9 protein-coding genes are annotated in these 13,324 nt (G+C 35.9%); all 9 read right to left on the bottom strand.

Going from position 1 to position 13,324, the window contains the following annotated elements; translation table 11 throughout:
• Positions 1–4: 4 nt before the first annotated feature.
• Entirely contained in the window at positions 5–478 is a 474-nt protein-coding gene (gene rimP, locus NYQ66_RS02050) for a ribosome maturation factor RimP (RefSeq protein WP_259866323.1), read from the bottom strand.
• Positions 479–1,418: 940 nt separating this feature from the next.
• Positions 1,419–5,711, bottom strand: coding sequence for a PolC-type DNA polymerase III (locus NYQ66_RS02045; protein ID WP_259866321.1), 4,293 nt, complete (start codon positions 5,709–5,711; stop codon positions 1,419–1,421).
• Positions 5,712–5,877: 166 nt separating this feature from the next.
• Entirely contained in the window at positions 5,878–7,587 is a 1,710-nt protein-coding gene (locus tag NYQ66_RS02040; RefSeq protein WP_259866320.1) for a proline--tRNA ligase, read from the bottom strand.
• 36 nt (positions 7,588–7,623) lie between these two features.
• Entirely contained in the window at positions 7,624–8,880 is a 1,257-nt protein-coding gene (gene rseP / locus NYQ66_RS02035; RefSeq protein WP_259866318.1) for an RIP metalloprotease RseP, read from the bottom strand.
• A 106-nt stretch (positions 8,881–8,986) separates the two neighbouring features.
• Positions 8,987–10,153, bottom strand: coding sequence for a 1-deoxy-D-xylulose-5-phosphate reductoisomerase (dxr, locus tag NYQ66_RS02030; protein ID WP_259866315.1), 1,167 nt, complete (start codon positions 10,151–10,153; stop codon positions 8,987–8,989).
• Between the two features lie 27 nt (positions 10,154–10,180).
• The gene (locus tag NYQ66_RS02025) at positions 10,181–10,963 is read right to left on the bottom strand and encodes a phosphatidate cytidylyltransferase (protein WP_259866314.1); all 783 of its coding nucleotides are present in this window, start codon (positions 10,961–10,963) and stop codon (positions 10,181–10,183) included.
• A 12-nt stretch (positions 10,964–10,975) separates the two neighbouring features.
• Positions 10,976–11,749: an isoprenyl transferase gene (locus NYQ66_RS02020; protein WP_259866312.1), complete on the bottom strand. Its 774-nt coding sequence runs from the start codon at positions 11,747–11,749 to the stop codon at positions 10,976–10,978.
• 228 nt (positions 11,750–11,977) lie between these two features.
• Positions 11,978–12,535, bottom strand: a complete 558-nt coding sequence (frr, locus tag NYQ66_RS02015; protein WP_259866310.1) for a ribosome recycling factor — start codon at positions 12,533–12,535, stop codon at positions 11,978–11,980.
• A 1-nt stretch (position 12,536) separates the two neighbouring features.
• Positions 12,537–13,259, bottom strand: coding sequence for a UMP kinase (pyrH, locus tag NYQ66_RS02010; RefSeq protein WP_259866308.1), 723 nt, complete (start codon positions 13,257–13,259; stop codon positions 12,537–12,539).
• Between the last annotated feature and the right edge of the window lie 65 nt (positions 13,260–13,324).

Genomic DNA, 13,324 nt, shown 5'->3' with positions numbered 1-13,324 from the left:
CCCTTTAGTTAAAAGTAACTGCTAATCGAGCTTTTGCAATTTTGTCAAAAGGAATTTCAATTTCTTTTTTACGCGTTTTTATTTTAATTTCTAAGACTGCAACTTCATCTTCATAAGATTTCAAAACACCTTCAAATTCTTTAGAATCATGTAGTGGTTCATATAATTTCACGTAAACGTTATTACCAATATTATTTTCAAAATCCTTCTTCTTTTTTAGTGGACGTTCTACACCAGGAGATGAAACTTCTAAGAAATAAGGGAACGTAACTGGATCTTCAGCATCTAATTTTTCACTTAACTGTTCCGATACTTGCCCGCACTCCTCAATATCTACGCCACCTGTTTTATCAACAAATACTCGTAAAAACCAATTTTTACCTTCTTTTTCAAATTCAATGTCTACTAACTCTAAATCCAATCGTTCTAAAATTGGAAGAACTAATTCCTCTGTCTTTTCAGTTACATTATTACTCAATTTTATTCCCTCCTTTATCAAAGATCATAAGAATGATGAACCTAATGGTGAGTTGTTTTTGTCCATAGTATGTTCAATTAAACATCTTTCATTTCATCCATATGTAAATTAGATAATTATAAAACCCTTGCCATGTTGACTTCGGCAAGGGAACTCATTAGCTTCCATCCTAATTCAGGGATCTTTCTTTTGGCTGCGACAGGTACAGGCCAAAAAGAACATAGGTAACAAGAAAGAGTGGGTTTCCCCACTCTTTCTTTACACCGTATCTTTGCTTACCAATACAAAATATACCACAGGATTAAATATTATGCAACAATATCACTATTTACATACCTTTTGTATCACACAAAATAAATAGTACGTTAATATTATTTTCATTCGCAGTTGATGTAAAATGCGCAGTAACTATAGCAGCCGCTAATCTATGGTCGATTTTCGCGGCTATGAGATCCGTTATTAGTCTGAAATCTTAGTTTATATTATTTTAGCGGCTACCAGATCCGTTATTTGCGCTGATTTCATTGATTACGTGGGCATCTTACTAAAATAGCGCACTGTATAGCCGCTTAGATTTTAAATTGGCCTAAAATAGGAAAATAAGGTCTCTCATAGCCGCTCAGAATTCTAAGTAATCTTGGCGGTCATGAGATCCGTTATTTGGCTATTATTCAAAATTACTAAATTTTCGAGGTCACAAGATCCGTTATTTGCCCTAATTTCATCGATTTTGATGGCATATTATTAAAAAGCGTACTGTATGGCCGTTCAGATTCAAAATTGGTCAAATACAAGAAAATAAGGTACCCCATGACCGCTTGCGTTGTATTCCCTCATCATCTTTGCATTATGTCGTAGTCTATGGATATTGCGTAATATTAGTCTTTTGGTTAAAGAAAAACAGGCTAACCGTTATAGACGGTTTAACCTGCAATCTTCTTTAGAATAAGGATAATTGGTTTTTGTCTTCCATGCCTTCTAAACAACCATGGTTATCCAAGTATTCTAAGACAGTTTTAGAAATACGACTACGTTCACGTAGGTCTTCTTTCGACAAAAACTCTCCTTCTTCTCTTGCTTTGACAATATTTAATGCGGCGTTTGTTCCCAAACCATCTACTGCGTTAAATGGTGGTATCAATGTATCACCATCGACAATAAAGTCAGTGGCACTTGATCTGTACAAGTCTACTTTTTGGAATTTATATCCTCTTTCATTCATCTCCAAAGCAAGCTCAAGTACAGTAGATAAGTTTTTCTCTTTTGGTGAAGCATCGTTACCTTTTAGTAAGATTTCTTCAACTCTCTTTCGAATAGCAACTGATCCTTTTACCATTGTGTCTAAATCAAAGTCGCCTGCACGAACGGTGAAATAGGCAGCATAGAAAAAGATTGGATGGTGGACTTTAAAATAGGCAATCCGAACTGCCATTAGAACATACGCAGCAGCGTGTGCTTTTGGGAACATATATTTAATTTTCTTACAAGAATCAATATACCAATCTGGCACATTATTTTTTTTCATTTCATCGATCCACTCGTCTTGTAATCCTTTGCCTTTTCTTACAAATTCCATAATTTTAAAGGCCAGTGATGCATCTAACCCCTTGTGCATTAGATAAACCATGATATCATCACGACACCCGATTACATCTGGTAAACCGCAAATACCGTTATTAATTAAATCTTGTGCGTTACCTAACCAAACATCTGTACCATGAGAAAGCCCTGAGATGATGACAAGTTCAGCAAACGTTTTGGGTTTCGTATCTTCTAACATTTGACGAACAAATCTTGTTCCAAATTCTGGTACACCTAATGTACCTGTTTTACACATAATTTGATCGGCTGTGACTCCTAACACTTCTGGACTTGCGAAGATTTTCATTGTTTCTTCATCATCAGTTGGAATTGTCTTCGGATCAATCCCGCTTAAATCTTGTAACATACGAATCACAGTTGGATCATCGTGTCCAAGTATATCAAGTTTTAACAAGTTATCATGGATCGAATGGAAATCAAAGTGAGTTGTTTTCCATTCAGAGTTTCGATCATCCGCAGGAAACTGTATCGGTGAAAAATCATAAATTTCTCTATCATCCGGAACTACGATAATCCCACCTGGATGCTGTCCTGAAGTTCTTTTCACACCAGTACAACCTTGTACAAGTCTATCTACTTCCGCATTTTTAATCTGCATTTGATGGTCGCTTGCATAACCTTTTACATATCCATATGCAGTTTTTTCTGCGACTGTACCTATTGTACCTGCACGATACACATTGTCTTCTCCAAATAGTACTTTTGTATAATTGTGGGCGATCGGCTGATATTCACCAGAGAAGTTTAAATCGATATCAGGTACCTTGTCCCCCTTAAATCCAAGGAAAGTTTCAAACGGGATATCTTGTCCGTCCTTTTTAAGATTAGAACCACAATTAGGACAGCTTTTATCAGGCAAATCAAATCCACTTCCGACTGACCCATCATTAAAGAACTCACTTATTTTACAACTCGGACAAACATAATGTGGTGGTAATGGATTTACTTCCGTGATCTCTGTCAGTGTAGCGATTAGGGAAGATCCTACAGATCCACGAGAACCAACTAAATATCCATCGTCTAGTGATTTTTTCACTAATTTATGAGAAATTAAATAGATTACGGCGAATCCATGACCAATGATACTTTTTAATTCTTTTTCAATTCTTTTTTCCACAATTTCAGGTAAATCATCGCCATAAACATTACGAGCGAAACTATAGCTTAATTCCCTAATATCATCTTCCGCACCATCTATGTTAGGCGTATATAAATCATCCTTAACTGGTTTCACCGATTCTATTTGATCTGCTATATATTGTGTATTTGTTACAACTACTTCTTTTGCCTTTTCATTACTTAAAAAATGAAAACAAGCTATCATTTCATCTGTAGTTCTAAAATGAACATCCGGTAAAGTTTGTCGACTTAATGGATTACCACTTTGTGAAGAAATTAAAATTTGACGATAAATTTTATCGTTTTCATCGAGGTAATGTGTATTTCCTGTTGCGACACATTTCTTACCAATTCGTTCTGCCATTTCTACAATTTTCTTCAAAATATCGTATATCTGCGCTTCATTTTGGACTAACTCTCTATCCATTAAATGATAATAATTAGATGGTGGTTGTATTTCAATATAATCGTAAAAAGCAGCTACCTTTTCTGCTTCATCTTGTGATTTTTGCATCATCGTTTCAAATACTTCACCTTTATCACAGCCCGAACCAATTAAAATCCCCTCGCGATATTCCTGTAAAACTGATCTCGGGATCCTTGGGACACGATAAAAATAGTCAATATGCGAAATGGATACTAATTTATAGATGTTTTTTAAGCCTATTTCATTTTGGGCTAATAAGGTTGCGTGAAAAGGCCTTGCACGTTGATATGCATTCCCTTCTCCCATGTGCTTGTTGAATTGATTATGATTAAATATCTCTTTTTCAAAAGCTAATTTAACTAACTTCCACATTAAATAGCCTGTCGCTTCTGCATCATAAATAGCTCGGTGGTGCTGAGTTAATTCGATATCTAACTTTTTACACAAGGTATTAAGTCTATGATTTTTTAAATCTGGAAATAAAAATCTTGCTAATTCTAACGTGTCGATAACAGGATTCTCTGCTATTTCATAGTTAATCTTTTTAAACCCTTCATTTAGAAAACCCATATCAAAACTCGCATTGTGTGCAACTAAGATATCAGAACCCATCCACGTGTGGAAATCTTTTAACACTTCGGCCACTTCCGGTGCGTCTTTCACCATATCATCTGTAATACCCGTTAAGTCTATGGTAGTTTGTGATAAAGGATGATGTGGGTTTGCAAAAGATTCAAATCGATCAATGATGTCGCCACCCTTAATTTTTACAGCTGCTAGCTCAATAATTGTATCATATACCGCTGATAGCCCTGTAGTTTCCACATCAAATACAACATAGGTGGCATCTTCTAGTTGTACATCAGAAGCGTTATATGCGATAGGTACGCCATCATCAACAACATTGACTTCTACACCATACAGTATTTTAATCCCATGCTTTTTACTTGATGCATATGCTTCTGGATAGGACTGTGCAACGGCATGGTCTGTAATCGCTACGGCTGGATGGCCCCATTTTGCTGCTTGTTCTACTAGTCTGGATGCTGATACAACCGCATCCATTTGACTCATTGTCGTATGTGCATGTAGTTCTACTCGCTTTTCCCCTTCAGGAGCTTTATCTTGTTTTACTTCAGGTGTTATTTCATTTATATCGTTTGCCATGATGGTTAATTCATTTGTAAAAGTATCCGTTTGAACACTACCTCGCGCCTTGATCCACATACCTTTTTTCAGTTGTTTGAATTTATCCGCATCCTGGTCTCCCTTAGAAAACATCTTAATGGAGAAAGAATCCGTATAATCCGTAACCTTCAACATCAGTAAGTATCTTCCGGATCTTAATTCACGAACTTCTGCGTTAAATACATAACCTTGTACAACCATTTTTCTTTCTTCTTCTTCAATTTGTTTCATCGGTACAGGTTCATCATTGATATTATAGCCAATTGAAACTGGTCCTTCTGGAACATCATCCGTTTTCTGCTTCGACCTTTCTTCTTTATCTTTAACAGCTTTCTGAACCAGTTGTTGGTCTTCCATAGCTTTTTGCTCTCTAAACCTTTCCAAATCATTCACTTCTGTTTTTACATCAATAGACAAAGTGTACGTCATAGCTCCAACTTGGGAACAATAGTCTTTGAATGCAAGTTCTAATCTTTTTTTAAGTGCATTAGCTTCCGCATCATTTCTAGCAGTTAACATAATCTTATTACCGTCAACTCGAGGCTTTTGCTCACGAACTAAATCCCGATATGCTGGCGATAAATCGTTTAAAGAAAAAATGAAATGATGCCAATAATCACAAACATCATCTTCTTTTAACTGCTTATCATTTGTGTAAATCGTCCAATTAACTGTTGCAATTTGAGAGAAGGCCTCTGTTAATTTCATAGTGAATTCGCGATATACAATCGCTGGCAGAACATTCTCTAATTTTATATGAAAATGCCATTGTTTGCTTTTTTTAAATACTTCTAGTTTTTGTAGAGACCCATTTTTAAAATGAGTGTCTTTATAATTATCTTCTATGCCGATTTGATTAAGTAGTAAACTTAATTTCTCGTTGCTGGATATGTCCATATAAGTTCCTCCCCGTACCCAGAACCGTGTCTCTTTATTCAATATCGTTGCTCATTTTACTATTCTACTATTAATTAAAACCCTTGTCATTAATGAATTCGACAAGGGTTTTAATTACTGTTAAGGAAAAATGTACATATTTCTACTTCATCCTACACAAAATTACTTATGCATTATTTTCCATAAACTGATTTAGTTTTTTAATAAGTTCAGACTGATGAAGTTCTATTTGCTCTCCTGTTGAACGATGTTTAAACTCTACATATCCTTCTTCAGCTCTTTTCCCTACCGTTATTCGGTAAGGAATTCCGATTAAGTCACTATCAGCAAACTTAACACCAGCACGTTCTTTTCGATCGTCGTATAAGACTTCAATTCCTGCATTCTTTAGGATTTCATACAACTGATCTCCTAATTCTCTTTGGTCGTCTTTCTTGGCATTAATCGTTAATAAGTGGACATGAAATGGTGCAACAGCTTGTGGCCATGTAATACCTTTCTCATCATGGAATTGTTCTACTATAGCAGCTAATGTTCTTGATACACCAATACCATAGCATCCCATAACCATCGTATTTGATTTTCCTTGATCATCTAGATAGGAGGCACCCATTTTTTTAGCGTAAAACTGCCCTAATTTAAATACATGCCCTACTTCAATACCTTTAGCAAATTTAATTGTTCCATTCCCATCAGGAGAAGGATCCCCCTCTTTAATGAACCGAAGATCTGCATAAGTATCAATAGTGAAATCACGATCAGGATTAGCATTAACATAATGGTAACCATCTTCATTTGCACCACAAGATACATTAACGGCAAATTTAACAGCATGGTCTGCAATAACTTCTACTTGATCACTAACACCTATAGGACCAAGTGATCCAAATCCAGCACCGATTAAAGACTTGGTCTCTTCTTCGGTCGCCAATTCTACATGATCCGCATTATAGTAATTCTTTAGTTTTATATCATTTACCTCATGGTCACCGCGAGTAATAACCAGAACAAACTTTTCATCGATCTTAAACATCAGTGATTTTAGTCCTTCTGCTAACTCATGTCCAAGATAGTCTGCTACTTCTTGCATCGTTTTTTGATTTGGCGTCTCCACTTTTTCAAGTGCTTTTGACGAATCATCTTTTTTAACATATTCAGAAATAACAGGTGCCATTTCTATGTTCGCTGCATAATCTGATGTATCAGAATAAGCAATCGTATCTTCACCAACTTCAGAAAGCACCATAAATTCATGGGTATCTTTACCACCCATAGCACCAGAATCAGCTATTACGGCCCTAAAATTAAGACCACATCTTCTAAAGACATTTCCATACGCTTGATACATCTTTGCGTATGATTCATCTAAACTTTCAAATGAATCATGGAAAGAATATGCATCCTTCATGATAAATTCTCTTCCACGCAATAATCCAAATCTCGGTCTTTTTTCATCTCTAAATTTCGTTTGAATTTGATAGAGCATTAAAGGTAGTTTTTTATAAGAATTTATCTCATCTCTTACTATACTTGTAATTACTTCCTCGTGCGTTGCACCGAGTGCAAACTCTCTATTATGACGATCATGTAATCGCATGAGTTCCGGACCAAAATTATCCCATCTACCAGTCTCTTTCCATAACTCTACTGGTTGCAAAGCTGGCATGAACATTTCATTCGCTCCAGCCTGATCCATTTCTTCTCTAACAATTTCCTCTACTTTACGCAGTACTTTTTTACCTAATGGTAAAAAACTATACACACCAGAAGCGGTTTGACGGATGAAACCTGCTCTCAGTAATAATTGATGACTTTTAATATCTGCATCCGCAGGCACTTCTTTTAGTGTAGGTAATAATGTTTGACTTTGTTTCATCCTCTTTCACCTCTTAAAAATTCCTGATAATTTACCTTAGAAAAGTAATCTTTGGATATCGTTCCATGTTACTACTATCATTAATAGCATTAACAAGGCAAAACCAATAAAATGAACGATGCCTTCTTTTTGCGGATCGATTGGTTTTCTTCTTATTGCCTCAAGCCCTACAAATAACAATCTACCACCATCTAAAGCTGGTAATGGTAACAAGTTAATTATGCCTAAGTTTACGCTTAGCATTGCAGTCCAGGATAAGAAGTTTAAGAAGCCAGTTTGAACAACTTGATCTGTTGCATCATAGATTCCAACAGGCCCTGAAAGCATGTCTATTGAAAATTGTCCCGTAACCAATTTTGATAAGTTAACGATAATTAACTTAGACCACTCATAGGTTTGTTCAAAGCTATAGGGAATGGCTTTTATGAAAGATTTTTCTAAATCAATTTGAACACCAATTTGTCCAATCACCATATCTTGCGTTTCCAGACTCCTCGGAACGACACTTAATTCTACTTGCTCTCCACCTCTATTTACGACCATAGAAAGCTCTTGCTCCGGACTATTTTGAACAACTTGTTGAAATTCTTCCCATTTCGTAATCGATGTCTCATCAATTTTGACGATTTCATCGCCTGCTAATAAACCTGCTTCAGAAGCCGGACTATTTTCTTGAACCCCACCAATTAAGGCATTATCTGCAGGAACCCCTTGAATAAATCCAAGTATAGCGAAAATTACAATAGTTAATATAAAGTTCATCATTGGTCCAGCAAAGAGTTGCATCGCACGTTGTGGGACAGTTTTAGATGCAAACTGACGGTCATATGGAGCAATTTGAGTCTCTGTCTCATTCATGACAAAGTTTGCCTTTGGATCAACTCTAAAAGAGACTCTTTCTTCTTCATCAACTTCATAGCCCTCAATGATTAATTGGTGATCTAAATCAGCTTTCTCTACCTCTATCACTCTGGCATTGGGGTGTTTGGATTTGTTGTTTACAATAATTTTATTTACTTTTCCGTCATTATTAAATTCAAGACCAATATGTTGACCAGCCTTTAAATCAATTATTTCTGGGTCTTCGCCAGCTACTCTTACATATCCCCCTAGTGGAAGTAGTCTAATCGTATATAGGGTTTCATTGTTTTTAAATGAAAAAACTTTTGGACCAAATCCAATAGCAAATTCACGGACTAACATGCCTGCTTTTTTCGCAAAAATAAAATGACCAAACTCATGCACAAACACGAGTAAACCAAACATGAATATGAATGCAATTATGGTGTTCAAGATAGCACTCTCCTTCTAATTTCCACTCTGTATCCTAACTCAATATCAACTATTAGTAACTCAACTTAATAACATATATGAATGTCTTGTCTTATCTAATGAGTTATTATATTTTATTAACCAAGTCTTTATTAAAGTAGGACTCAACTTCTAATCGCGTTTGGCGATCTACACCTAAAATAGTTTCTAAATCTGGATTAGGTATCGTCACATGTTGCTCTAAAGCTTGCCCTATAAGCTTTTCAATAGATACAAAGGACATCTTCCCTTGCAAGAACAGATCAACCGCAACCTCATTCGCTGCATTTAAGACGGTAGGCAAAGTTCCACCTTCCCTACCAGCGTCATAGGCCATTTTCAAGCAAGGAAAACGAACATAATCCATTTGACTAAAATGAAGTTTTCCGATTTCAACTAAATCTAATTTCTTTGAATTAGATAAAGGTAGTCTAGCAGGATAAGTTAAAGCATATTGAATTGGTACGCGCATATCCGGAGTACCTAACTGAGCAATAACACTATTGTCGTTAAACTCAACCATGGAATGTATAACACTTTCTTTATGTAGCACCACATCAATTTGATCATAAGGAACATCAAATAACCAATGCGCTTCGATAACTTCTAAACCTTTGTTCATCATCGTTGCTGAGTCAATTGTAATTTTAGAACCCATGCTCCAATTGGGATGATTCAGCGCATCTTCAACTGTAACATCTTGTAATTCTTCTCTAGATTTGTCTCGGAAACTTCCACCAGAAGCAGTAATAATAATCTTATTAACTTCTTTTTGATTTTCTCCGTTTAAGCATTGAAAAATAGCAGAATGTTCACTGTCGACAGGAAGTAATGTGACATTATGAATACGCGCAGCTTCCATGACAAGATGACCTGCTGTTACTAACGTTTCTTTGTTCGCAATCGCAATTTGTTTCTTATTTTGAATTGCTTGTAAGGTCGCTTGCAGACCAACACTACCCATAACCGCATTTACCAGAACATCGGTATAGGTATCTATACTGATCTCTATCATGCCCTCACTGCCAACCAGTATATCCTGATTACGTACATATAATTCTAACTTTTTCTTTGTTTCTTGGTCCTGAACAACAATCTTTTTAGGATTGAATTCGTTGATAATAGGGACAGCCTTATCAACATTTCTACCAAACGATAAAGCATAGAGATTAAATAAGTCTTTATGCTGTCTTATTACATCTAATGTTTGTATTCCAATAGAACCTGTTGCCCCTAAGAGAGTAATATTCTTCATATGTCACACTCCTATATTTAATTCATCCTATGATATAAAATGAATAAAATGCAATAATGGGAAAACAAATAGCCAACTATCGAACCTGTCCAAAATTCCTCCATGACCTGGTAAGATCTTTCCAGAGTCTTTCACGTCATAATGACGTTTTATGGCGGATTCCACTAAGTCACCTATTTGCGCGAATGCTGAAGCTACTATTGTAACTAGGATGACTATGATCGTAGGTTTATCTAATGGGAAAAACATGTGGAAGAAAAAAGCTGCTACACAAGCAAGTAGCACACCACCAAGTGCTCCTTCTATTGTTTTATTTGGACTAATCTCAGGCCAGAGCTTTCGCTTTCCAAACGCTCGTCCAAAGAAGTATGCACCTGTATCCGTTGCGAGGATCACGACAATGGCATAAAAAATATAAGTTAACCCATCATTGGCTTCCCTAGTTACCATGAAGTAATGAAAGCCAAGGCCAACATATACGGCAGACAACACTAAAAAACCAGCATCATTAAATGTGAATTTATTTTTAACTAATACGGTATAAGAAAGTAATAACAAAACGACCATTAGCGTCATTTCAGTCTTTGTAATAAAAAATACGTATTCATCTTTATATAAAAGTGACCACAATAACAACAATGTAATAAAAGCCGGGATTGGATAGCTTGTTGTTTGTCGAATTCGGAACAATTCTATAACTCCAATCGTAGCAATAATATACATGATTACCTCAAACGGCCAACCTCCATAAAAAACGAAAGGAAAAAATAAAAGTATGGCTATAACTGCTGTAATTATTCTTTGTTTCATAAATTTAACACCCTAGATGCCTCCATATCGGCGTTTTCTGTTTTGATAATCGATTAAAGCTTTCTCAAATAAATATTCATTAAAATCCGGCCAAAAAGAATCAGTGAACCAGAATTCCGTATAGGCTGATTGCCATAATAAGAAGTTGCTTAACCTAATTTCACCACTAGTTCTTATCAAAAGGTCAGGATCGCCTAATTTTTTAGTATATAAATACTCGGAGAACATTTCTTCGGTAAGGTTATCTATGCTCTCGCCTTTTTGATCAAAGTCATGTACCATTTCCTTAATTCCTTGGACGATCTCAAATCTACTTCCATAGTTCAGAGCTATATTTAAAATAAGTCCATTATTATCTTTTGTTCGATCTTTTGCAGATTGAACAGCTTTTTTTGTGTGTGCTGGCAGTACATCAAATTCACCAATGGTTTGTACACGAACGTTTTCTTCAATTAACTCGGGTAAATATGTATTTAAAAATTCAATTGGCAATTTCATTAAATAATCGATCTCAGGTTTGGGACGCTTCCAGTTTTCAGTAGAAAAAGCATATAATGTTAACACTTTAACATGATGTTTATTTGCAACCTTCACAATTTTTTTAACGTTGTCCATACCTTCTTTATGGCCAGCAAATCTTGGCAATCCTCTTTGATTCGCCCATCTTCCATTACCATCCATTATTATAGCCACATGTTTAGGTAAATTATCAGATTTAACGATATTATTTATTTGATCTGTATTTCTTGACTTTCGTTTTAAAAAAGGAAGTTTAATCCTTCGCATAACATTTCCTCCAAAAGGGCAAAACCTAAATAGTAAGTTTCACATCGTAGTTCAACATTAATTTCATCATAATGATGTGTAAAAACCCCCTTGTTGAAGAGGGTCTTCCTTTATACTACCACATTTAACTATTCATTCGCTTCTAAATAGCAATTACAAAACGAAGGCATTCGCTAATAGATGATGCGAATGCCGAGTTTTCTAATCATTATTTTACATGTTCTAGAGTTAAACTTCCATAATTTCTTTTTCTTTTTGTTTAGAAAGGTTATCGATATCCGTGATGTGTTTATCCGTTTCCTGTTGTACATCATCTTGATAGGCACGTAAGTCATCTTCTGTAAGATCGCCATTTTTCTCTGACTTTTTAAGTGAATCGTTGGCATCTCTACGTACGTTTCGAACTTGAACTTTTGACTCTTCTGCATATTTCCCTACTACTTTTACTAATTCTTTACGTCTTTCTTCTGTAAGAGCTGGGATATTAATACGGATAACATTACCATCACTGGACGGCGATAATCCTAAATCAGCTTTTTGGATCGCTTTTTCTATATCTGATATTGAGGACTTATCAAATGGTGTAATCACCAATAATCTAGCTTCAGGTACAGAGATCGTAGCCAATTGATTCAAAGGCGTAGCAGCTCCATAATAGTCAACATAAACACTGTCTAATATGGCAGGATTAGCTCTACCAGCTCTCACCGTAGCCAATTGCTTAGAGAACGATTGAATAGCTTGTTTCATTTTTGCTTTTGCATCATTTATTATTTGCTCTGACATGTTATTTCCCCCTTATAATTGTTCCGATTTTTTCACCAATTACAGCTCGTTTGATATTCCCTTCTTCCGTAACATTAAATACAAGTAAAGGTATATCATTGTCCATACATAGCGAAGAAGCCGTAGAATCCATTACGCCTAAACCTTCATTTAATACCTCTAAATAGGACAACTCGTTATATTTTGTCGCGTCTTTATTTATCTTAGGGTCATCAGTGTAAACGCCATCTACATTATTCTTAGCCATTAAGATAACGTCAGCTTCAATTTCAGCAGCACGTAATGCAGCAGTTGTATCTGTAGAAAAGTAAGGGTTACCTGTTCCCGCAGCGAAGATCACTACACGTTTTTTTTCTAAGTGTCGGATTGCTTTACGTCGAATATATGGCTCTGCAACCTGTCTCATTTCAATGGAAGTCTGAACTCTTGTCGGAATACCCAAGTTTTCTAAGCTGTCTTGTAGAGCTAAAGAGTTCATAATCGTCGCCAACATCCCCATGTAATCAGCGTTTGCACGGTCCATACCCATCTCACTACCGACTTTACCACGCCAGATGTTACCGCCACCAACAACAATAGCCACTTCTATTCCAAGCTCTGCTACTTCTTTTACTTGTAAAGCAATTGACTGAATAACTTTAGGTTCAATACCGAAACCTTGTTCCCCACTCAAAGCCTCTCCACTTAATTTCAACACGATTCTACGGTAGCTAGTAGTTGTCATAATTACCTCCACTTATGTAATTTATTATACAATAAGCCTTTCAACTTATCACTTGGTGCTAATTA

The sequence above is a fragment of the Aquibacillus koreensis genome (genome assembly GCF_025154055.1).
GTDB lineage: Bacteria > Bacillota > Bacilli > Bacillales > Amphibacillaceae > Aquibacillus_C > Aquibacillus_C koreensis.
The sequence above is the reverse complement of the archived record's forward strand: the minus strand, read 5'-3'. Positions and strand labels throughout refer to the sequence as shown.

Excerpts from the sequence above, each read along its gene's own strand:
- NYQ66_RS02045 (WP_259866321.1), bottom strand. The coding sequence starts at position 5,711 with ATGGACATATCCAGCAACGAGAAATTAAGTTTACTACTTAATCAAATC.
- pyrH (WP_259866308.1), bottom strand. The coding sequence starts at position 13,259 with ATGACAACTACTAGCTACCGTAGAATCGTGTTGAAATTAAGTGGAGAG.
- NYQ66_RS02025 (WP_259866314.1), bottom strand. The coding sequence starts at position 10,963 with ATGAAACAAAGAATAATTACAGCAGTTATAGCCATACTTTTATTTTTT.
- NYQ66_RS02040 (WP_259866320.1), bottom strand. The coding sequence starts at position 7,587 with ATGAAACAAAGTCAAACATTATTACCTACACTAAAAGAAGTGCCTGCG.
- NYQ66_RS02020 (WP_259866312.1), bottom strand. The coding sequence starts at position 11,749 with ATGCGAAGGATTAAACTTCCTTTTTTAAAACGAAAGTCAAGAAATACA.
- dxr (WP_259866315.1), bottom strand. The coding sequence starts at position 10,153 with ATGAAGAATATTACTCTCTTAGGGGCAACAGGTTCTATTGGAATACAA.
- frr (WP_259866310.1), bottom strand. The coding sequence starts at position 12,535 with ATGTCAGAGCAAATAATAAATGATGCAAAAGCAAAAATGAAACAAGCT.